Annotated in this window: 18 protein-coding genes and 2 pseudogenes; 7 read left to right on the plus strand and 13 right to left on the minus strand. The window is 35.3% G+C overall.

The features are described 5' to 3' along the window. Positions 1–10: 10 nt before the first annotated feature. From EKL99_RS11635 to serS, 3 genes are read right to left on the minus strand one after another with little or no spacing between them, the layout of a single operon-like run. Positions 11–1789, minus strand: a complete 1779-nt coding sequence (locus EKL99_RS11635) for a tetratricopeptide repeat protein (protein ID WP_126576998.1) — start codon at positions 1787–1789, stop codon at positions 11–13. Between the two features lie 53 nt (positions 1790–1842). Further along, on the minus strand, positions 1843–2424 hold the full coding sequence (locus tag EKL99_RS11640; protein WP_126576999.1) for a TIGR00730 family Rossman fold protein: 582 nt from the start codon (positions 2422–2424) through the stop codon (positions 1843–1845). A 29-nt stretch (positions 2425–2453) separates the two neighbouring features. Beyond that, positions 2454–3725, minus strand: coding sequence for a serine--tRNA ligase (gene serS, locus EKL99_RS11645; protein ID WP_126577000.1), 1272 nt, complete (start codon positions 3723–3725; stop codon positions 2454–2456). Positions 3726–4078: 353 nt separating this feature from the next. Here serS and EKL99_RS11650 point away from each other — a divergent pair, with 353 nt between their 5' ends. Then, on the plus strand, positions 4079–5899 hold the full coding sequence (locus EKL99_RS11650; RefSeq protein WP_126552951.1) for a DUF1800 family protein: 1821 nt from the start codon (positions 4079–4081) through the stop codon (positions 5897–5899). 12 nt (positions 5900–5911) lie between these two features. Then, complete coding sequence (locus EKL99_RS11655) at positions 5912–7519, plus strand: DUF1501 domain-containing protein (RefSeq protein ID WP_126552949.1); 1608 nt, start codon at positions 5912–5914, stop codon at positions 7517–7519. Between the two features lie 122 nt (positions 7520–7641). On the opposite strand, the gene EKL99_RS11660 is transcribed toward EKL99_RS11655, so the two are convergent. The 4 genes from EKL99_RS11660 to EKL99_RS11670 all read right to left on the minus strand — a co-directional run bounded on the left by EKL99_RS11660 (position 7642) and on the right by EKL99_RS11670 (position 10650). Beyond that, on the minus strand, positions 7642–8181 hold the full coding sequence (locus tag EKL99_RS11660) for a DUF4375 domain-containing protein (protein WP_126552947.1): 540 nt from the start codon (positions 8179–8181) through the stop codon (positions 7642–7644). A 104-nt stretch (positions 8182–8285) separates the two neighbouring features. Beyond that, positions 8286–8456: a hypothetical protein gene (locus EKL99_RS14545; protein ID WP_197037238.1), complete on the minus strand. Its 171-nt coding sequence runs from the start codon at positions 8454–8456 to the stop codon at positions 8286–8288. A gap of 452 nt (positions 8457–8908) precedes the next feature. Further along, positions 8909–9448, minus strand: coding sequence for a 3-hydroxyanthranilate 3,4-dioxygenase (locus tag EKL99_RS11665; protein WP_126451913.1), 540 nt, complete (start codon positions 9446–9448; stop codon positions 8909–8911). 89 nt (positions 9449–9537) lie between these two features. Continuing rightward, positions 9538–10650, minus strand: coding sequence for an endonuclease/exonuclease/phosphatase family protein (locus tag EKL99_RS11670; protein ID WP_126567873.1), 1113 nt, complete (start codon positions 10648–10650; stop codon positions 9538–9540). Positions 10651–10812: 162 nt separating this feature from the next. Between EKL99_RS11670 and EKL99_RS11675 the strand changes: the two genes are divergently transcribed. From EKL99_RS11675 to EKL99_RS11685, 3 genes are all read left to right on the plus strand, one after another. Next, positions 10813–11814 carry an LD-carboxypeptidase gene (locus tag EKL99_RS11675; RefSeq protein ID WP_126567872.1) on the plus strand — a complete coding sequence of 334 codons (1002 nt, stop codon included), beginning with the start codon at positions 10813–10815 and terminating at the stop codon, positions 11812–11814. 164 nt (positions 11815–11978) lie between these two features. Continuing rightward, entirely contained in the window at positions 11979–12338 is a 360-nt protein-coding gene (locus EKL99_RS11680) for a YraN family protein (protein ID WP_126577001.1), read from the plus strand. 108 nt (positions 12339–12446) lie between these two features. Next, on the plus strand, positions 12447–13103 hold the full coding sequence (locus EKL99_RS11685; protein WP_126451909.1) for an aspartate kinase: 657 nt from the start codon (positions 12447–12449) through the stop codon (positions 13101–13103). A gap of 56 nt (positions 13104–13159) precedes the next feature. On the opposite strand, the gene mfd is transcribed toward EKL99_RS11685, so the two are convergent. Beyond that, a complete protein-coding gene (mfd, locus tag EKL99_RS11690; RefSeq protein WP_126577002.1) occupies positions 13160–16528 on the minus strand; it encodes a transcription-repair coupling factor in 3369 nt (1122 codons plus the stop codon). After that, complete coding sequence (locus tag EKL99_RS11695) at positions 16521–17126, minus strand: hypothetical protein (protein WP_126515243.1); 606 nt, start codon at positions 17124–17126, stop codon at positions 16521–16523. The genes mfd and EKL99_RS11695 overlap by 8 nt, the downstream gene beginning before the upstream one ends. A 312-nt stretch (positions 17127–17438) precedes the next feature. On the opposite strand from EKL99_RS11695, the gene EKL99_RS11700 reads away from it, so the two are divergent. Further along, on the plus strand, positions 17439–18377 hold the full coding sequence (locus EKL99_RS11700) for an L-threonine 3-dehydrogenase (protein ID WP_126457859.1): 939 nt from the start codon (positions 17439–17441) through the stop codon (positions 18375–18377). Positions 18378–18977: 600 nt separating this feature from the next. Here the strand turns inward: EKL99_RS11700 and EKL99_RS11705 are convergent. Together EKL99_RS11705 and EKL99_RS11710 are read right to left on the minus strand one after the other, a co-directional pair. After that, positions 18978–19766 (minus strand): hypothetical protein, encoded by a 789-nt coding sequence (locus tag EKL99_RS11705; protein WP_126552939.1) that lies wholly within the window; start codon positions 19764–19766, stop codon positions 18978–18980. Between the two features lie 24 nt (positions 19767–19790). Further along, complete coding sequence (locus EKL99_RS11710; protein WP_126577003.1) at positions 19791–21149, minus strand: hypothetical protein; 1359 nt, start codon at positions 21147–21149, stop codon at positions 19791–19793. An 86-nt stretch (positions 21150–21235) separates the two neighbouring features. On the opposite strand from EKL99_RS11710, the pseudogene EKL99_RS14695 reads away from it, so the two are divergent. Beyond that, positions 21236–21355 (plus strand): annotated as a pseudogene (locus tag EKL99_RS14695) (NAD-dependent epimerase); the annotation flags it as partial. Between the two features lie 164 nt (positions 21356–21519). Here the strand turns inward: EKL99_RS14695 and EKL99_RS11715 are convergent. Further along, positions 21520–22329, minus strand: a complete 810-nt coding sequence (locus EKL99_RS11715) for a hypothetical protein (protein WP_126577004.1) — start codon at positions 22327–22329, stop codon at positions 21520–21522. A 12-nt stretch (positions 22330–22341) separates the two neighbouring features. Beyond that, positions 22342–23121 (minus strand): annotated as a pseudogene (locus EKL99_RS11720) (hypothetical protein); the annotation flags it as partial.

A 23121-nucleotide genomic window follows, 5' to 3' on the forward strand; every position in this document is an offset into this window, starting at 1 on the left:
AAACATTTACTTATAAATTAGTATCTCCCCTCAATTGCCTGAATTTCTTTCTGGCTTCCACAAAATAAATACTATCCTGATGATTAAAAATAATCTTCTCATACAAAGGTTTCGCTTTATCAGGCAATAGCAGTTCTTTTTTATATATCTCTGCCGAAAAATACAGCGCTTCGTCTATGTAAATCCCATCGCTATACTGATCCATAATCGTTTGGTATTGGCTTAAAGCCAAAGTAAAATCGCCCGTTTCTTCGTAAATATTTCCCAAACGCAACAACGTCACGGCTTCTATTTGCTGACCTTTATGATTTTTTAAAATCGATAGAAACTGCGTTATCGCTTCCTGATTCCTATTTTGATACAACAGATAATCTCCTTTGGCAAATTGTTTCAAAGCCGTTTGTGTCGAATCAACGACGGTATTGTCATTGATTAACAGAAAATATTCCAAAGCATCATTCGCAATCAACTGTGTATTGGCTGATTTCAATTCCTTAAATTGTTTCAACGCCCAAGCAAAATCAGCTTTAAAATAACTCGTTTTTGCGGCTTTCAAACTGGCTTCATGCGCCATTACATCATTCTTCAAGTCCAATTCAATCTGCGAATAATAGATCAACGCCTGATTGAATTTTTCTTCGTACAACAAAATATCTGCCAGTTCCATTTTGGCATCAGCCACCTGATAATCATTCAATTGCAATTCCAGCGCTCTCTTGATTATTGCCTTTCCTTCCTCCGGTTTTTTTAACTTAAATGCCGTGAAATGTGCCTGAATCAGCTGCAAAGATAAGGTAAAAGGACTTATTTCAAATTGTTTCATCAAACCGTCTAATTCTTTGCTGATAACGGCAAAGTCTTTTTCGGTTGCTTTTTCAATTTTCATCGCAATCAAATACGAATTCGCTTGGATCAGCAATTCTAAATCTAGTGTGTTTTGCAATACAAACCCTAAAATTTCCTTTGCCGCTTCCTCATTCTCTTCTTCAATTGCCAGTTGCCCTAAATTTACAATCGTAGCAAGCGATTCCGGATTGCGTTTATAAATGGCTTTTTGTTGAATAAATGCTTTCCCAAATTCCTTTTCCTGCACATAAAACCAACTCAGATAATGGTTCCAAAAAATGTCTTGATTTTTCTGCGTCCTTACAATTAAAGCTTTACGCAACAATTCATTGAAATTTGCATCGCCTTCATCAGCCATAAAACGAACCAGTTGATTTTGGATTCGAATGGAGTTTTGAGGATTAGCAAACGCTTCATCCAGAAAAGTGGAAATCATCATTTCTATATTAGACAATTGACCGTAAAGCAATCCTATTTGATAATTGAAATTAAAATTAGGCTCTAATTCTACTGCGATTTGGTAGGATTTCAGCGCGTATTCAAGTAGCACTTTTCGCTCAAAAGTGTTTGAAATTCCGTACACTTGATTTGGATTTTTTCTGATGCGGTCTAATGCCTGATCGTAGTACATCTTGGCTTTATCATCATTTTTTTGCAACTGAAAATTATATCCTAATTCTACCAGAAGATTTCCTTGATTGTACTTGTCAAGTCGTTCTTGAATGGCTTTTTCGGCACTTTCAAACTCTTGCAATTGCTGTGAACAATCGATTATTCTTAAAAAATACTGAGAGTTTAATGGAATCTCTTGCAGTAATTCTTCATAACTGATTTTGGCTTTTTCAAAATCGCCCTTGTCATAATAATACTGTGCCAATTGTTCGTTTTGGGCGAAAGCGAATAGCGATAAAAACAGGTGTATTAAGAGAACGATTTTTTTCATTTTTTATCTGTTTTTCTAATTCAGATTAGGTGTTGGAATACATATTCGTGTCTTTATTCATTTCCCTTTTTAATCCATTTTCCAACTTCCGGTGCGGTGTAATTTTCCATTTTGTTCAGCAATTCTTCCGCATTATCACTAACCAAAATCATCTTTTGATTGATTTCTTTTAAAAAACCGTTATCAACCATTTTTTGGATGAATTGCAATAATAAATCATAAAATCCATCAACGTTTAAAATCCCAATGGGTTTCTTATGAAGTCCGAGTTGCCCCCACGTGAGCATTTCGAAAAACTCCTCTAAAGTTCCAAATCCACCAGGCAATGCAATTACGCCATCGCTTAATTCATTCATTCTGGTTTTTCTTTCGTGCATACTTTCCACAATGATTAACTCGGTCAAATTATCGTGAGCCACTTCCTTAGACATCAAAAAACGGGGTAAAACACCAAATACTTTTCCGTTTTCACTCAAAACACCGTCAGCAACCGCACCCATTAAACCCACTTTTGCGCTACCGTAAACCAAATCAATGTTCTTCTTAGCCATTACCTGTCCCAGTACTATCGCTTGAACCTCATAATTTTTTTCATTCCCAAAACTGGAGCCACAGAACACCGTAATCTTTTTCATCAACAAAATATTTTTCAGTAGTGTTTTAACTAATTGATACTATCAAATCCGCAATACGCACGCAAAACCTCAGGAATTACGATTCCTTCCGGAGTTTGGTAATTTTCTAAAAGTGCTGCCAAAACTCTTGGCAAAGCCAATGAACTTCCGTTTAAGGTGTGTGCTAATTGATTTTTCCCATCTTTATCTCTAAAACGTAATTTCAACCGATTTGCTTGAAAAGTCTCAAAATTAGAAACCGAACTGATTTCTAACCAACGGTCTTGTGCAGTAGAAAACACTTCGAAATCATAGGTTAACGCTGCTGTGAATCCCATATCGCCGCCACAAAGACGCAATATTCTGTAGGGTAATTTCAATTCCTGCAAAATACTTTTTACATGCTCCACCATTCCGTCCAAGGCTGCATACGATTTATCGGGATGCTCTACACGAACAATCTCGACTTTGTCAAATTGATGTAAACGGTTCAATCCACGTACGTGCGCACCATAAGAACCTGCTTCACGACGAAAACAAGGCGTGTAAGCCGTAGTCAAAACCGGTAATTCACTTTCGTTTAAAATTACATCCCGAAACAAATTCGTTACTGGAACCTCAGCAGTTGGAATTAAGTATAAATCATCGGTTTTATCATGGTACATTTGCCCTTCTTTGTCGGGCAATTGTCCCGTTCCATAAGCAGATGCTTCGTTTACCATGTGTGGCACCTGAACTTCGTTATATCCTGCAGCGGTATTTTTGTCCAGAAAATAATTGATCAAAGCACGTTGTAATTTTGCTCCTTTTCCTTTATAAACCGGAAATCCTGCGCCTGTGATTTTTACTCCCAATTCAAAATCGATAATGTCGTATTTTTTTACCAATTCCCAGTGTGGTTGCGCGCCTTCATACAAAACTGGGATTTCCCCTTCTTCAAAAACGTTCAGGTTTTCCTCCGGTGTTTTTCCAATAGGAACAATATCAGCAGGAAGATTGGGTAAGGTATATAATTTTTCTAAAAGTTCAGCGGCAAGTGCATCAGCAGTTTCGGCTAATTTCTTGCTTTTCTCTTTATTTAAAACAGTTTTTTCTTTTAAGATTGCGGCTTTAGATTTCTCTCCCGCTTTCATCAATTCGCCAATATCCTTGGATAATTTATTAGATTCGGATAAAATGCTGTCTAGCTCCACTTGCGTAGCGCGACGTTTTTCATCCAGTTGTACCACTTCTTCAACAACACTTGTAGCATCGATATTTCTCTTTGCCAAAGCGGTGATTACTTTTTCCTGATTCTCTCTAATAAATGCGATTTGTAACATAGCTTGATTTTTTTAACGCTAACTTATATATTAATGGAAGCAAATTTAGGGAAATGTTTGGTAGTATGAGATAAAAATTTTATCAAAAATCGAATTAAAAAGGGGAATTGCACCGCCATTTTTTGCGCGCCTATAGATTTAAATAAAATAAATAATCGAGAAAGTTTTTTGTGTAGTTTTAATGACCCGATTATAAATTTTTGCAGCAATTTGAACAATACATTATTTAAGTACAACATTTATAGCACGTTGAACGTATTGTAAAAAAACATAATTTTGAGTAGCTATTTTTACTTATTAGAAAATAATAAAGTAGTAGGGAGTCGATTGTACAAATCAAATTTGAAATCGTTATGAGTAATACTATTAACCGTAGAAATTTATTTAATTTAATACTAAATAAATTAAAAATTAATCAGGATACCAAAGATCCATTATTTGAAAAATATTCCCGAAAAATATTTACAGGCAGAAGATATCAAAGCGTTAAAAGCGCTACAAAATCGGCTTTTACCGATAGAGTAGTTCCTGTTAACAGTGGATTAAATCCCTACAGCGGTAGTTGGGGCAAGCAAGAAGTACTGCATTTGCTAAAACGTACTGGTTATGGTTTTAGAAAAGCCGATGTTGATGTGTTACTCGCTTTAAATATGACAAATGCAGTCAATGCCGTGTTGAACATCAGCACTACTGCGCCTGCGCCTCCCGTAAATTCATACAATAATTATTCTCCAGATGAGAGCAACTTGCCCTACGGAGCTGACTGGACAAATGACCCATTGCCTGCGGGAACCAATACCACTAACTCGAGAAGAATAGATTCATTATCACAGTGGAATTTTGGTTTAGCTTGTAATCAAAATTTGACTATTAAGGAAAAAATGACTTGGTTTTGGTATCATTTTATTCCAGTAGATTTTGACACCGTACGCAGTACACCATTTTCGTATGCGGGCAGTAATTCATGTCGCATATTGTACTCCTACATGAAAATGTTTCGAGATAATCCGCTTGGAAATTACAAAACACTGATCAGAAAAATGGCTACACAGCCCGCTATGATGTACTATTTAAATAATCAAGCCAACACAAAAACATCTCCAGACGAGAATTTTGCGCGAGAGCTTATGGAGCTTTTTACGTTAGGAAAAGACCCATTAAGCCAGTATACTGAAGCTGATGTGTTACAAGCAGCAAAAGTTTTAACAGGATGGAGAGTTGTAAATTTAAATACAGCTACACCCAGCACTAATTTTGATACCAATTTTCACGATACAAGCAATAAGCAGTTCTCCTCGTTTTTTAACAACACCGTCATTAGCAATGCTGGTGCTTCAGAGTTAGATGCTTTGATTGATATGATTTTCACAAAATCACAAGTAGTTTCAGAATATATTTGCCGCCGATTATATCGCTATTTTATATATTACGATATCGATGCCACAATAGAGTCAAACATTATTAGACCATTAGCACAAACATTTGTAGCTAACAATTGGGAAATTGCACCGGTATTAAACCAACTTTTCAAAAGCCAACATTTTTATGATATGGCCAATAGAGGCGTTTACATTAAATCGCCTTTTGATCTGGTCATTGGTAGTTTGCGGACTTTTAACTTGAATTATACGGTTACAGACGCAACTAATTTTGAAGCGCAATACAGAGTTTGGAGTTACTTCAACAATACTGTTTTGAGCGGTTTAGAACAAACTATGGGGAAAATTCCAAATGTTTCCGGTTGGGTTGCTTTTTATCAAAATCCGTCTTTTCATGAATATTGGATCAATTCCAGTACCACTCAAAAAAGATTCGATTTCTTAAATAAAATTTTCAACGGTTACAATCTTACTTACAACTTGCTCACAACTCGGATAGAAGTAGATATAATAGGTTTTATTCAACAATTTAGTCCTGCTATTTGTGCTAATCCAGATTTATTAGTTGCTGAATCTATACAGTACTTACTGCCCATTGATATTAGTAGTACACAAAAAGAGCAAATAAAAATTCAATCGCTACTTTCCAATCAAACAAGCAATGATTACTGGACCTCAGCTTGGACACTTTACCTAAATGACACGTCAAATACAACCAATCGAAACATTGTGAAATCTCGACTTAAATCCTTGCTTGTGACTCTCACTCAACTTGCTGAATACCAATTAATGTAATCTTTTGAAGTTATGAAAAGAAGAAGTTTTATAAAAACAAGTGCATTAGCCTCCATCCCTTTAGCTTTGAATGGAATTCCTGTAATGGCGTCAGCTTCAATTGAAAGTAATGCATTAGATGTTTTGGCAAACGCAGCGGTAAATTGCGGAAAAATTTTGGTTATCATTCAAATGAATGGCGGTAACGATGGGTTAAATACCGTTTTCCCTTTAGATAAATGGACAAATTTAAATAACGCACGTTCGAATATATTGATGAACCAAAACTCTGTTCTGCCACTGGCCAATAATACCACTACTGGCATACACCCTGCAATGTCTGAAATGAAAACTTTGCATGATAATGGCAAATTAATGATTATTCAAGGGGTTTCCTATCCCAATCCAAGTTTCAGTCATTTTAGAGCAACTGATATTTGGTTTACAGCTTCTAATAGCAATCAAACCCTTGATGATGGCTGGCTAGGGCGATCGCTAGATACCATATATCCTAATTTCCCTATTGGTTATCCTAATAGCGCCATGCCTGATCCATTGGCTATTCAAATAGGTTCTACTTTGCCTTTTTCTTTACAGGGACCTACTATTAATATGGGTTATAATGCTCCTGATCCAAATGCACTTTTGAACGTTATTAATCAAATTACGGATCCCGCACCTAATTCTGATTACGGAACGGAGTTGACTTTTTTACGTTTAATGAAAGACCAAAGCAATGTGTATCGCACTGCAATACAAACTGCTTTTAACACTGCTCAGTCACAAACCGCAACATATCCCAGTGCTAATAAACTAGGTGATCAATTAAAAATTGTTGCTAAATTAATCAACGGCGGATTACAAACTCCTATTTACATTGTCAATCACCCTAATACATCTGATTTACACAGTGGTCAAGTGGATGCTGCTGATAAGACCAAAGGTGCTCATGCTACAAATCTCAGTATTTTATCGCAGGCAATACATGCATTTCAACAAGATTTAGAGCTTATGGGGAAATCAAATTTAGTAACAGGAATGACTTTTAGCGAATTTGGTCGAAGAATTAAAAGCAACGGTAGCCTTGGTACCGATCATGGAGCTGCTGCACCTGTAATTTTCTTTGGAGCCGCCTTGAATACTGGATCTAGTGCTATAACCGCTCAAAATCCAGTTTCAGGAATGATGGGAACCTCACCAAACATACCTTTAAACCCAACCGTTTCAGACCAGATTGCGATGCAATTTGACTTTAGACAAATTTACTCTTCGATTATGCAAGATTGGTTGTGTATGAGTGAAGCACAAACTGCGGAAGTTTTGGGTGGCACTTTTACAAAATTAGCCCTGTTCAAAACTGCAACTTTAGACACCGTTTCTTATGAAAATGAGCACTTTTTTGTTGTTTATCCAAATCCAATTATAAACAATACTATCAATATTAATTTTAAAGACAGTTTAAGTGATTACATAAATGTGCAGTTGTTTACGATTCAAGGAACAAAAGTCTTCCAAAAATCGTTCAAAGTATATGGAAATACCTTAACATTTTCGCCAGATAATACCTTGGCATCTGGAATCTACATCTTAGAAATAGAATACAACAACTATAAATTTCACACCAAAGCGATTGTGTCTTGATAGATTAAGAATGGAATGCTTTAAGTTACTTCATAGAAAAACACAAATGTAAAACACAGAGATTCGCTACGTTATACTTTAACTCTCTCCACGTTTATTTGTACTTTTTCTATGTAAAATAACTACTCCCTTTTAATCTCATGTCCCACAAATTCTTCTAAGGTTGCAAACATATCATCTACAGAAAGAACTTCAAAATCTGGGTGTGTTTTTAAGAAAGTAGCATTCAACGTAATCAAGTTTTCTTCAATTTCGAAAAAAGTGTCGTTGTTAAGCAAATCTCGAGTAGGATTTACGCCTTCGAGTTTTCCTTTCAGGAATTTATTCAGCTTGACACTGCTCATTAATTTCACTTTTTTGGATTGTTGTTGAAACAATTCCAAGTGCTTTTCAGTACCAATCAAAGCCAAACCTTCTTCGATCAATTCGTTTAGTTCTTTATCCCAACCCGAATTGTGAACAAATTGAGCAAAATTTCCTTCGGTATATTGTGAGGTATAATAATCTAAATAATAACTCATTATGGCATCTTCGTGAATCAAATCATCGTTCACGCCTTCCTCACGCATTAAGTTGATTACCGATATATTAGAGTGAATTACATCTTGGAGATTTCCACTGTTCATTGCTGTTTCTGAAATAATTATTCTACCGAATTCCATAGGTTTTGTATTTGAATATGTGCTGCAAATTTCGGGCAAAATAGTGAAGAATCGAAATGTTTTTTTTTAGCCACAGATTAGCACCGATTGATTAGCGCAACCATTTAAATGACATCAGATTCGTCACTACGCTTTTTCTGATTCATTTTGGTAACCAACGCTTTCAAACGCATCGCTTTTTCTTTTTTTTCTTCTTGAAGTTTGGTCTTTTTCCGATTGAGCAATTTGGTATGCAACGCCTTATTTTTGGTGTTTTTTTCGGGTCCTTTTGCCATAATGTAGAAACTTTGTTAATTACCGTTACAAAGATATAAAAGAGACCACTCTTTCTGGATTTGTTATCTATAAAACAGAAAATATCTTTTAAAAAAATAAACTATCTTAACTTTATGAAAATGAAAGAGTCTATACAAATGAGATTAGCGGAATTTTTAACATTATGCAAAAGTCATAATGTTAAAAATATTTATGCTTTTGGCTCTGCTGTGACTGAAAATACCAAATCCCCTAGCCCCGATAGCAGTGGAAATCCCACGCTTTTGGGCGTGGATTGCAACGAATAGCGGGAAATAGCTCCAAAAAATACAAACAATTTCTCCGTAGTACAGACAAGTCGCGAGCTGTTCTTATCCTAAAAAATATTTTATTTTTTGCTGCCAAAAACATATAATTTTCAGAAATATTGGGACATGAAGGAAGCGAACTGACGCTAAGCAGCGACTTAAAATTATTTTTTGGCTACAAATCTGGTGTCGGTTTCCATTATGGTTCCACATTTTTCACAAGTTCGCATCTTTGTAGAAGTATAGAACTGTTCAAAATGAGGCAGGAAATCTTTCTCGATATTATGAAGTTCAAAATAGACCTCGTGCAGCTTATGATTACAAGTATCACAAAACCAAAGTAATCCGTCCGTGAATCCTTTTCCAGCTCTTTTTCTTTCGATGACAAGTCCTATAGAACCCTCGGAACGCACTGGAGAATGGGGAATTTTAGCAGGATGAAGATACATATCACCCGCATGTAATTCCATTTCTTTGCGTTCCCCATCTTCTTGAATAATCACTTTGATGGAGCCTTCAAGCTGGTAAAACAATTCTTCAGTTTCGTTGTAATGATAGTCTTTCCTGGCGTTTGGGCCGGCAACAACCATGACGATATAATCACCGGATTCCGTGTATAAATTTTTATTACCAACGGGTGGTTTCAGCAGATGACGGTTTTCGTCAATCCATTTATTGAGGTTGAAAGGTTTTGCAATTGCCATTTTTTCTGAAGGTCAAAGTTTTTAAGGTACTAAGGTACTAAGATTTTAAATGATAGAACCTACTAATTCTCTCCAAAAGTACAAGCACTTTAGTTCCGTTTTTCCTTAATCAAATAAATATACACGGGAAAATGGTCGCTAAATCCTATTTCGGTGGGGGAATGCCGCAACGGATAGCCTTTGTATTGTCCGCTGGTTTGTATCAAAAAAGATTTGTTGTAAATTCCGGCTTTCCAATACCGAAAGCTAGAATAGTCTGATTGCAGTAAGGTTTCGGAAACCATTATTTGGTCAAAAACATCCCATGCATCACGAAATGCGATAGTTCCAAATCCTTTCTTGGCCATTTCCTCGAAGGGATTATAAATCCCAAACGGTAGCACATCTGCTTTTTTTGCTTTGGCGCCAAGCCCAAATTTGACACTTTTATTATATGGTCCGTCATTTAAATCACCTAAAGTAATCACTTTTGCTTCTGGATTTATGCGTTGCAAAGAATCGATTATTTTTCGGTTTAATGCTCCAGCGGCTTCCCGGAACGGACTTGATTTTTTCTCGCCGCCAGAACGCGACGGCCAGTGATTGACTATGATATTGATTTCCTCTCCGTCCAGAAATCCGGTTACCAATAGCTGATCTCGTGTGTAAACCCGATAATTTTTGGTGCTTATTTGCAATTCGTCATCTGTTTTTTCTTCGGAATTGGCTTTAGAATTTTCGTTTGTGGTGGTTCCTTCTTTATAAATGTACAACGGAATGTTACTATAACTCGTGGGCTGAAATTTCTTTTTTTGATACAACAGCGCCACGTCAATTCCTCTTTTGTCCGGTGAATCAAAATGGATGATTCCGTAGTCTTTATCAATAAGTTTGGGCTGTTTTACTAAATCTTCTAAAACGCCTCTGTTTTCTATTTCACAACCGCCAATAAATGTGGGCGAATCCGTGTTTTCAGCTGAACCAATTTCAGCTAACACTCGGGCTAAGTTTCCCAATTTTTTTTGGTACTTCCCATAATTCCAGCGTTGCAACCCTTTTGGAGTCCACTCTTCGTCAAAAGTATCCGGATCGTTTATGGTGTCAAAAAGATTTTCAAAATTATAAAACGCAACGGTATGAATAACATATTTTTTTGGTTGCGCAGTATTTTTTGCAATTGGAAAGAATAAAAAAAGAATAGGAATCCAGTACGTAATTCTCATAAATATCATTTATTTACCGCTGTTGCTGAGATCCCTTTTAGAATCTGGTTATTGTAAAAATAGTCATTTGAGTGTGAACTTAGAATTATTTTCTAAATGTCTATCTTTGTTTTTGTCATTTAACGCCTTTATCATTAGAATTTCTCAGAAAAGCAATACCGCATGAATCAAAATCAATTTACTTTTACATCCCGTTATTCTATTTTATATCAATTGCTATTGCTTATTTTTGTGTTACAATCTTTCAACAGTCAAGCCCAATACAATATGATTACACCCCCTAGTTTACAAAAAGGAGATACCGTAGCTATTTTGGCAACAGCCCGAAAAAACACAGATGATAACTTGAAACCCGCTATTGATTTGCTGCGCAGCTGGGGCCTGGAAGTGGTCATAGGCAGCACAATAGGTTTAGACAACAACCAATTAGCTGGGACTGACGAACAGCGAGCAACTGATTTTCAGCAGCAACTGGACAATCCAAACATCAAAGCCATTTGGTGCGTAAAAGGCGGATACGGAACCGTGCGTATGATTGATTTGTTAGATTTTACTGCGTTCAGAAAAAATCCGAAATGGATTATTGGCTTTAGTGATGTGACTGTTTTACACAATCATTTGAACACTATGGGTTTCAAATCCATTCACGGAATCATGCCGATAACCGCTCCAAGAGCCACTCCTGAAGCTATAAAAACTATGCGGACTGCTTTATTTGGTGAAAAACTATCCTACAATATAACGCCTTTTGTAATGAATAGACCCGGGAAAGCTACCGGAGAATTAGTGGGTGGAAATTTATCCATTCTATACAGTTTGTTGGGTTCACCCTCTGCGATTGATTGTTCCGATAAAATCTTGTTTCTAGAAGATTTAGACGAATATTTGTATCACATTGACCGCATGATGATGAATTTAAAACGAAATGGTTGCCTGGAAAGCGTCAAGGGAATTGTGGTAGGTTCGATGACAAAGATGAAGGATAATGATATTCCGTGGGGGAAAAATGCCATCGAAATTATCGAGGATGTAACCAAAAAATACTCTATTCCTATTTTGTATAATTTCCCGGCGGGACACATACAAGACAACAGAGCCTTAATTTTAGGCAATACTGTAACGATCAATGTCAGCGAGAAAAGCAGCACACTAGTTTTTGAATAAAGAAATCCTCCCTCCGGCTCCCTCCGAATGAGGGAGAGACTAAACAGAAATAGACTCAGGATAATTGTTTGTAATATTACATATCATTTTGGGTTTTTGGTTATAAATTACCATTCTGAATTGTAGGAATTAATTTCACAGGTTTATTAACTGAAAACTTTTTTATGGCTGCACATAATGAACTTGGAAAACTAGGAGAAGAAATGGCAGTCGAATTTCTACGGAAAGACGGCTACACGATTTTGCAAACCAATTGGACCTTCCAAAAAGCCGAAATAGATATTCTCGCCCAAAAAGGAAACACACTTGCTGTTGTTGAAGTCAAAACGCGTTCCTCATTAGAATTTGGCTTACCACAAGATTTTGTAAAACCAAAAAAAATCCAGCTCCTTGTAAAGGCCGTTCATGCCTTTGTCAACAAAAGAAATTTAGATATAAATGTCCGTTTTGACATTATTGCAATACATAAAGAAGGCAAATCTTATGTCATTGAGCATCTTATCGATGCGTTTTATCATTTTTAATTCGTTTTTTTAATGTTATATTTGTAACAAATTGTTTTTTTATTTACATTTGCGTTATATGTACACACTGACTACGCGTATATTTACAACCACTAAAAAAATTAAATTATGAAAACTGTTTCTTCCATTGTAGAGAACTACATCAAAACAAAGCCATTTTTGTTGAATGCGTTATCATTAGGGATCATTAATCTGACCTCATTATCCCGGAATATAATGACTGAATTAGAAAGTGAATTTGGAAAGGAAGTAAAACAAGGCGCAGTGGTTATGGCTTTAAAAAGACTCACTGAAGAACTGGATTTCAGACTGAATCACAAGATCAATAAAGTAATTAAAAATATTGGGGAAATTACCGTTCGTTCTGCTTTGACGGATTATACATTTGCTGCTTCTGACACTGTTTTAAATAAACAAGCAGATTTAATTACCGATATTAATACGCTGCCGGATATTTTTTACACTTCGTCCAGAGGTGTGAATGAAACAAATATTGTGGTCAGCAACAGCATCAACAATTTGGTTGACAAGCATTTTGCTTCTGAGAAATTAATTCAAAAACTGGATAATCTGGCTTCGATTACCGTGAAATTACCGAAAGAAAACATCGTTGTTCCTGGGATTTACTATTTTATTTTCCAGCGTTTGGCTTGGGAAGGAATCATCATAAACGAAGTAATTTCGACTTCTAATGAATTCACAATTTTAGTAAGTGAAGAACAAGTAGATGTGGCTTTCAAAGTAATTAAGGATTTGAAGAATTAGAAAATTCGGTTAATCAACAAAGCTTCCAGCCTTCAAAAGACTGGAAGCTTTGTTATTTATTCCCCACCCAATAGCTCCATCAATTCCAAAGCTCTCCTGGTGTTCTTCACATTGTCAAAAGTCAACAGTAATCGCAAACCAGCCGGCGTTTGTTTTTCTTTCATTTTACAAATAGAACTGTTTTTTTGCACAAACAGTAGGGCTTGATTAAAACGTTTCGATTGGTAATAATCGGATTGTTGATCCGAAATGAAATACCCAATCATCTTGCCTTGTTTCATTACTAATTTTTCAATTCCAATGCGGGTAGCGATCCATTTGATACGAATACTGTTCATTAATGCTTTGGCACGTGGCGGCATTGGGCCAAAACGATCAATCAATTTATTTTGGAAAATGATGAGTTCTTCTTCGTTTTTTACAGCGCCTAATTCATTGTACAAACTCAATCGTTCCGATACATTATTGATGTATTCATCCGAAAATAATAACTCAAAATCAGTGTCGATTTGAAGGTCCTTGACATATTCTTTGGTTTCCAAATTATTTTCCTCCGGATACAAATCCTTGAATTCATTTTCTTTCAATTCATCAAGGGCTTCATTCATAATTTTTTGGTACGTATCAAAACCAATTTCGTTGATAAAACCGCTTTGTTCACCGCCCAATAAATCTCCGGCACCACGAATCTCAAGATCTTTCATCGCAATATTAAATCCACTTCCCAATTCACTAAATTGTTCCAAAGCCTGAATTCGTTTTCTAGCATCGTCTGTCATTGCGGAATACGGCGGGCAAATAAAATAACAAAACGCTTTCTTGTTGCTACGTCCTACACGACCGCGCATTTGATGTAAATCAGACAATCCAAAATTATTCGCATTATTGATGAAAATCGTGTTCGCATTAGGAACATCCAAACCGCTTTCGATGATGGTCGTGGCCACCAAAACATCAAATTCTCCGTTCATAAAAGCCAACATTAATTCCTCCAGTTTTCGTCCTTCCATTTGGCCGTGACCAATTCCAACTTTGGCATTGGGTACCAAACGCTGGATCATTCCGGCCACTTCTTTGATGTTTTCTATTCTGTTATTGATGAAAAACACCTGTCCGTTACGCTGAATTTCATACGAAATCGCATCCCGAATCAACTCTTCGCTAAAACCGACTACATTGGTTTCAATAGGATAACGATTGGGCGGTGGAGTTGTAATTACGGATAAATCACGCGCTGCCATCAACGAAAATTGTAATGTTCGTGGTATTGGAGTTGCGGTCAATGTCAGTGTATCAACATTGGCAGCTATGGTTTTCAGTTTGTCTTTTACATTAACTCCGAATTTTTGTTCCTCATCCACAATCAACAATCCAAGGTCTTTAAAAACTACATTTTTGTTGACCAGTTGGTGTGTTCCTATCACAATATCGAGTTTCCCTTCGGCTAGTAATTTTAAGGTTTCTGCTTTTTGTTTGGCAGTTCTAAAACGGTTTAAATAGCCAACGGAAACTGGCATATCTTTCAATCGTTCCGTAAAAGTACGGTAATGCTGGTATGCCAAAATAGTTGTAGGCACTAATATCGCCACTTGTTTGCTATTATCCACAGCTTTGAAAGCCGCTCGAATAGCGACTTCTGTTTTACCAAAACCTACATCACCACAAACCAAGCGATCCATTGGACGGTCACTTTCCATATCCGCTTTTACTTCTGCCGTTGATTTAGTTTGGTCCGGCGTATCTTCATAAATAAACGAACTTTCCAGTTCATTTTGTAAATAACTGTCGGGCGCAAACTGAAATCCTTTTTCGAGCCTTCTTTTGGCATACAACTGAATCAAATTGAAGGCAATATGTTTGACACGCGCCTTGGTTTTTTGTTTTAAAATCTTCCAGGCGTTCGAACCCAATTTGTAAATTTTGGGTGGCGTTCCGTCTTTTCCGTTGTATTTTGAAATTTTGTGCAGCGAATGAATACTCACATACACAATATCATTATCGGCATACACGAGCTTGATGGCTTCTTGCGTTTTGCCTTCGACTTGTATTTTTTGCAAACCTCCAAAACGTCCAATTCCGTGATCGATATGCGTCACATAATCCCCAACAGAAAGTGTTGTCAATTCCTTTAACGTAATATTCTGTTTTTTAGAATAGCCATTTTTGATGTTGAATTTATGATACCGTTCAAAAATCTGATGATCCGTGTAACAGGTAATTTGGTTTTCCTCATCAACAAATCCTTGATACAAAGGAAAAACAACCGTGTGATACTGCTTGCGGATATTCTCGGAATTGGCTTCATCCAAAGTTTTGAAAATATCATGAAATCGTTTGGCTTGGGCGTCATTGGAACAAAACAAATGATTTTTATAGCCATTAAAATGATTTTCATTCAGATTATTCAACAACAAATCAAATTGTTTGTTGAACGACGGCTGTGGTTGAATGTGAAATTCGAATTTTTTGGTGGTTCTAAAAATAGGTTTTGAACTCAATTCTACAATCGAGAAATCCAAGGCTCGTTTTATAAATTCGGCTTGATTCAAGAACAATTGCTCCGGAGATGACCGCTTTATTTCTTGCGATAATTTTGCGAAAGCTTCTTCGGCTTTGCCAAATTGTTTGTCTAATTGTGATAAAAAATCTTCAGTATTCTGGATGAAAATCACCGTTTTCTCTGAAATATAATCCAAGAAACTTTCTCTGTTTTCCTGAAAAACTTTGTTTTCCACATTAGGGATTATCGTAATTTTCTTCTGTTGTACCATTGACAATTGGGTCGCAACATCAAAGGTACGAATGCTCTCCACTTCATCTCCAAAAAACTCAATTCGGTACGGATTATCATTCGAAAACGAAAAGACGTCGACAATGCCGCCACGAACCGAAAATTCTCCGGGTTCAGTAATAAAATCGACTCTTTTGAACTCGTATTCGAACAATACTTCATTGATAAAATCGATAGAAATTTTGTCACCAACAGCAACCTTCAACGTGTTTTTATCTAATTCTTTCCGGGTGACCACTTTCTCGAATAAGGCTTCGGGATAGGTGACAATAACGGCTGGTTTCTTGCGGGAATTGATCCGGTTGAGGACTTCGGCGCGAAGCAAAACATTCGCATTATCCGTATCTTCAATCTCGTATGGACGACGGAATGAACCGGGATAAAAGAGTACATCTTGTTCGCCAATCATTTGTTCCAGATCGTTCAAGTAATACGCTGCTTCTTCTTTATTGTTTAGAACAATTAGAAGAGGAAGTTCGGCTTTCTTAAAAACGGATCGAATTACAAATGAAAGTGCAGAGCCCAAAAGTCCCGACAGCTGTATTTTGATTTGCTTGTTTTCTAATAAACGAGCAACGATTTGCTGGGTTTTTGGCGAATTATCGTAGGTGTTGTATAAGGCTGTTTTACTCAACGCGTGGAATATTTGGGTCGATTATAGGTGTATTGGGAATGGCTCTTGTAGTATCCATCATTTTCATTAACTCAGATTCCCCTTCCTCGATGGGAATCTTACTTTTCTCGGTGATTTTGTCCATCTGTCTTTGAAGCGAAACCAATTCTAAATTGATTTCTGACACTAGCTGCGTTACTTTTTTATCTGGAATAGCATCTAAATTAATAAATAAATCCAACAATCGTACCTTAGTAATTAAGGTCGAAATTCTGCTTTTTATTTGAGGTTTACTGTATTCATAAGGGATATTTTCGTTTAAATCCATTACTTTTTTAGAAAGTGCTTTTGATTTTTGTTGGAACGCTTTAATTGATTTTCTGGGTTTCAGCGCTAATTCAGCCAAAAAAATACGCCAGGCATTCCAAGTAGCCAAACTTTTTTCAGAAGCCTCCGTAACTGGAGTATCATAAAAAACCCAACCCTTCTCTATGTTTTTAAAAATAATTTCTCTTCGCTGCATCTCTTTTTTATTTTCGGAAAGGCGTTTTTGATTATTATCCTGACAGGAAAACAAGAGCAAAGCAAGAGCAAAGAAGATTGCTGTTTTATATTTCATGTGTGGCAATTTGTTGTTTTTTACTGGCTGAATGCAATCGCTATACGCTCTTACTTTTGCAAACGAAAACCCATTATGCTCGTTTAAAAATCGCCATTAATTTAGGTGCAAAGTTACAAAGTAAATTTACAATTACGAATTACGGCATCGGAATAACTATCTAATATCCCTAAAGCAGTTTTTATATTTAAAACCTATAAAATTAAGAAACATAGCTTGTTTTTAATTACAACTTTAAGAATTTAACAGTATTTTTTATCAAAATTATGTTATTTACGAAAACGTTATCTTTGTTTTTTAAAACAGACAAAAATGAGTACTAAAATATTAATTATTGGCGCTTGCGGCCAGATAGGAACGGAACTTACCCAAAAATTACGAAAAATATACGGAACAGAAAATGTAATTGCTTCGGATATTCGAAAGTTAAATATTGACGTTGTCAATTCCGGTCCATTTGAAGTGGTAAATGCCTTGGATTTCAATCAAATTGAACATCTGGTGGAATTGCATCAGATTGACGAGGTCTATTTGATGGCAGCACTTTTATCAGCTACAGCAGAAAAAAACCCAGCTTTTGCTTGGGATTTGAATATGAATTCGTTATTTCACGTTTTGAATTTGGCGAAAGCCGGAAAAATAAAAAAAATATTCTGGCCTTCGAGTATTGCTGTTTTTGGTCCAACAACACCCAGAGAAAATACGCCGCAATACACAATCATGGAACCTTCAACGGTGTACGGAATCAGTAAACAAGCTGGCGAAAGATGGTGCGAATACTACCATAATATTTTTGGTGTAGATGTAAGAAGCATTCGTTATCCTGGTTTAATTAGCTGGTCATCGCCTCCTGGTGGCGGTACAACGGATTATGCGGTAGATATTTTTCACAAGGCGATTTCGGATAAAACATACGAATGTTTTTTATCTTCCGAAACAAAAATGCCCATGATGTACATGGACGATGCCATTGCTGCGACCATCCAAATTATGCAAGCTCCGGTAGAACAAATAAAAATTCATTCTTCATATAATTTGGCGGCAATGAGCTTTACACCAACGCAGATTGCTGCCGAAATCCAGAAACACATTCCTGAATTTACCATCACTTATGAGCCAGACTTCCGTCAAAAAATAGCCGACAGCTGGCCGGCGAGTATTGATGACGCTGAGGCTAGAAAGGACTGGGGATGGAAACATGAGTTTAATTTAGAAACGATGACTGCCGATATGTTGGAGCATTTGAAGTAAATCATTTAACAATATAAAAAATGCCGAAAAATGGATGTTTTGCGGCATTTTTTATATTCATTTTTTATTTTTTGCAAGTAGCACTTGCAGCTTCTTGTGCTCGCTTTCCGATTGAATGTCGCTAATTGTAAAAGATTAGCTTAATTGAATTAGAATTAGTTAATGTTGTTGTATTCCTATTCAATAACGTACATTGGTTGCACTTGAATGTAATCACAATCATTCTCTTTTTTATTAACAAAGAACAATACATAATTACTCAAAAATGACCCAAGATTCCGTTTATCTAAAGTTTTATCCTTTATATTAAAAAAAATTGATTGACGAATATACTTCTCGAAATCTAAAACAATTGGATGATTGACAGGCTTTTCATTATCTATTCTTTGAAAATATAACACTCCCAAACCTTCGTTTCCCCCATCTTTAATTAAAAAAGTAGTTTTATCGTATTTTTAAGAGTATAAATACACATTGTCTACGTTGAAACACAAGGTTCGAAACCCTGATAGGATTGTAATTATTATTTAACCTCAAATTCTAATTTTTCTCTTATTCTTTGTTCCTGTTATCTGTATAAACGTACCTTATCGAAGCATATCAATCATAAATCACAGTAGTTGTATTTACATGAAGATATTCACTATTATTTTTAATCAAAAATACTTCATAATTATTAAGATATTGACTGAGTCCAAAATAATCTAATTTAACAAATTTATTTTCATCAAAAAAATTTGAGTGTCTTACAAATTCTTTAAGATGCAGTATTTTTTTTGGCTTTAGACCAAATATGGTTTTCATTTTCTCGAAGAAAATGATTTCACTCCCTTTACTATCTTCAATTAAATAACTCCCAGGAGTAATCTTTGATTCATAAACATAATCATTATCCAACTTAAAAAAAAGTGTATCTTTTATTTTATTGGTAATGGCATTTTCTCCTTTACCAATTGGATAGTAAGAATGATACTCTAAATATCTAGGCTGAATAAATTCATTGCCATTGACAAAGTATATTATGTATTTATCGGTCAATGAATCTTTTAGTTTCCATTTGTCTATTATTCGGTTATATTTTCCATCAAAATAGAATTTTCTGTTTTCAATGTAGTTTTTTATATATAGGATTTTTTTTGGCTTTAGTCCTTTTGTTAAAAAACCATTACCAACAAAGAATATATAGCCATTTGTTTTTGTATGATTCATTTGCTGTTTTTCAATTATCATCCTTTCAAGATAAGTTTGTTTCGAAAGATTTGGAATTATTGTAGGAGATATTGTGTAATATTTATCTATATTAAAAAAAAGCGTATCTTTTTTTCTTTCTTGTGCCTTTAGGACAGCAATAGAAAAGAAAGTTAGCATAAATAAAATATATGTTTTCATAAATCAAATAGTTTTTATAATATACTAATTAGGGCAAAGAACTATTTTGCTTAAACGAGGGACTCTGTCAGCGAGTGCCTCTATTGCAACTCTTTTCTCTGCGGGTAAATCTGTCCAAGCTTTAACAGAATTTTCTCTTAGACCGCCCCAAGCCATAGCCTCATAAAAAGCATCTGTTGGTGTTTCTCCATAATAATTAGTATATTTATTATAATCATCGGTAAGTACATTTTGATGAAACTCTTTTAAAGCTTCTTTCATGCTGTTAAGGTATAGTTCTGCTATAGTCCCGTGTTGATTCCCGTATGCTTCATACGTTTTTTTAAAATCCAAAGTTCCGCTTGCATCGTATATCGTATTTAGCTTTCTAAAAATATCTGCATGTATGTATTCATGTAAAATGGTTCTTGCACCCTCTAGAGCCGCATTATCATTTGTTTTAGAAGTACTAATTTCAATTACTATTACGTTATTGTTTGGAGGTAAAGTTTTCCCGTTAACTTCTAAACCAGTTTCTGTAGAAAACACATTATCTTTAGAAACAATTTTAATATCAAATTCTGATTCTCCTTGAAAATTAGATAATAAATTTTTCACAAAAGAATCTCCGTTTTTGTTTAAAAGATCATTTATACATTTGGCTTTTCCGTTTAACTCATCAGAATTAATTTTAAACTCTAATTCTTCATTGTCGCTTGGGTTTGGATCACCACCACTGCCCAAAGAGTTCCAACTAATAGTTATGGGTACTTCTTTGCCCATCTCGTTTAATGAAACAAAAGCACTAGGGTCTTTATAGCTATTGATTACTATTACTTCGTGTAAGTCGCCACCATCAATAGTCCTACTCGTATTTTGGGTTCCTTTTTGTCCCGATTGATTTTTTTTATTTGGTACCAAATCAACTACATACTTATTGTTTTTTAAACGATATGCTCTAATAAAGTCACCATTTAATCGCGTCATAAGTACAATACCACTAAAAGTATCGTTGGTAAATGAACTTTCTGCAAACTCATGATAAATCATCGATTCAATTTGCGATCCTACCCGTAAAAAAAGAGCACGACGGCGCTGCTGTTGTGCTTTTGTTTTTATAGGAATGACTGTCAATAACTCAGTGGTATTGGTTAGTTTTTCTTGGGTAATTTTATCAAAGTCAAAATCATTTTGTAAACCACTACTTTTAGCTGTTGTTCTTTGTTCATCATAGCGATTTTTAACGAAAGAAACTGCCTCGCTTTTAGAAACGGTTTCAATAGTCAATTGTTGTTCAATTACAAGATCTTCCATACTACAAGACTGCATAAAACACAGCGAAAAACTCATAAAAAGTACAAGGACTTTTTGCTTTATTTCGTTCGTTTGTTTGTTTGTTTTCATAAAATAATTGGTTCGTTTATATTTCATAAAAATAGAGTATATTTCACAAGCTACAATACCCACTTTTAGGGATATTTTAAAAAATAAAAATAGCCGACAGCTGGCTAGCAAGTATTGATGATGCTGAAGCAAGAAAGGACTGGGGTTGGAAACATGAATTTAATCTTGAAAGCATGACTAAAGATATGCTGGAGCATTTGAGATAGGTTGTTACCACAAAAAAAGCCGCAAAATAGATGTTTTGCAGCTTTTTTTCATTCATTTTTTTTCTTTAATTTATGGCGCTTTTAGCTCTTTGTACTCGTTTTCAGATTGATTGTCGCTAATTATTAGCTTAATTGAAGTAGAATTAGTTGCTGTTGTTATACTCCTATTCAATAACAAACATTGGTCGCACTTGAAAGTAATCACAATCATTCTCTTTTTTAGTAACAAAGAACAATACATAATTACTTAAAAATGATCCAAGATTCCGTTTATCTAAAGTTTTATCATTTTTATTAAAAAAATTTGATTGATTAATGTACCTCTCCAAATCCAAAACAACCAGATTATTAATAGGCTTTTCATTTTCTATTCTTTGAAAATTTAGCATTCCCGAACCTTCATTACCCCCATCTTTAATTAAATAAACAGTTTTATCGTATTTTGAAGGGTATACATACTCATTATCTAAATTGAAATATAAAGTATCCTTTTTTTCGTTTGGATTTGCAATCCAGTCTCCTTTTTTATTACGTCGTGGATAATAGGACTTGTATTCTAAATATCTGGGTTGTATAAACTCATTATCATTAACAAAGTATATCACATATTTGTTAAATAATGAATCTTGGAGTTTGTAATTATCAACTAAATTATTATATCTGCCATCATAATAAAATTTTCGATTTTCGATATACTCTTTCATGGAGCGTATTTTTTTGGGGCGAAGACCGGTTGTTAAATAGCCATTGCCAACGAAATAAATGTAGCCATTAGTATTGGTGTGTTTTATTTGCTCGTTGGTTGCTGTCGTCCATTCTGAGTAATTTTGGTTGGACAAGTTGGGTGTAATGGTTGGGGAGATGGTATAGTATTTATCAATGCTAAAATACAATGTATCTTTTGTCTTTTCCTGCGCGTTTATTGAGATATAGCTAAATAATATACTAAGCGATATGGTTATGAGCTGTTTCATTTTTTTCAAGTTTTAATTTGTACACGGACTGATCTTGCCAAGCTTATCTATCCTACTGCCCATGTTGTTAATCTCCTCTTTTTTCGCCTCTGGTAATTTAACCCAAGCGTCAACATTATTATCTTTTAGACCAACCCAAGCTAAAGCTTCATAAAATGCATCATTAGGCTCTTCCCCATAATAATTTATGTATGCATCATAGTCATTAGGCAATTGCATTTTATGAAATTCTTTTAATGCGGCTAACATGCTATTGATGTATAAATCCGCCATAGCACTATGATCTTTATCTAAGTTGTCAGCGTACAGCTCAAATATTTTTTTAAAATCTTGTATCTGTGGTAATGAAGTATCATTTGTTTTTAGCTTTCTAAAAATATCTGCATGGATGTACTCATGCAAAATTGTTCTAGCAACCACCAAGTTGGGGTTTAGATTGGCTTGCGAAGTACTAATTTTGATCACAATTACGCTGTTGACTGGTTCTGTTGTGCTTCCGTTTATTGGCTTTCCACTTACATTCGAAATTATAACGTCTTGTGAAACAATTTTAATATCAAATTCTGATTCTCCTTGAAAATTAGACAATAAATTTTTGACGTACGAGGAGTCTTTTTTGTTTAAAAGATCATTTATACATTTGGCTTTTCCGTTTAACTCATCAGAATTAATTTTAAACTCTAATTCTTCATTGTCGCTTGGGTTTGGATCACCACCACTGCCCAAAGAGTTCCAACTAATAGTTATGGGTACTTCTTTGCCCATCTCGTTTAATGAAACAAAAGCACTAGG

This window comes from Flavobacterium sp. ZB4P23, assembly GCF_003970375.1.
In the GTDB taxonomy this organism is placed as follows: Bacteria; Bacteroidota; Bacteroidia; order Flavobacteriales; family Flavobacteriaceae; genus Flavobacterium.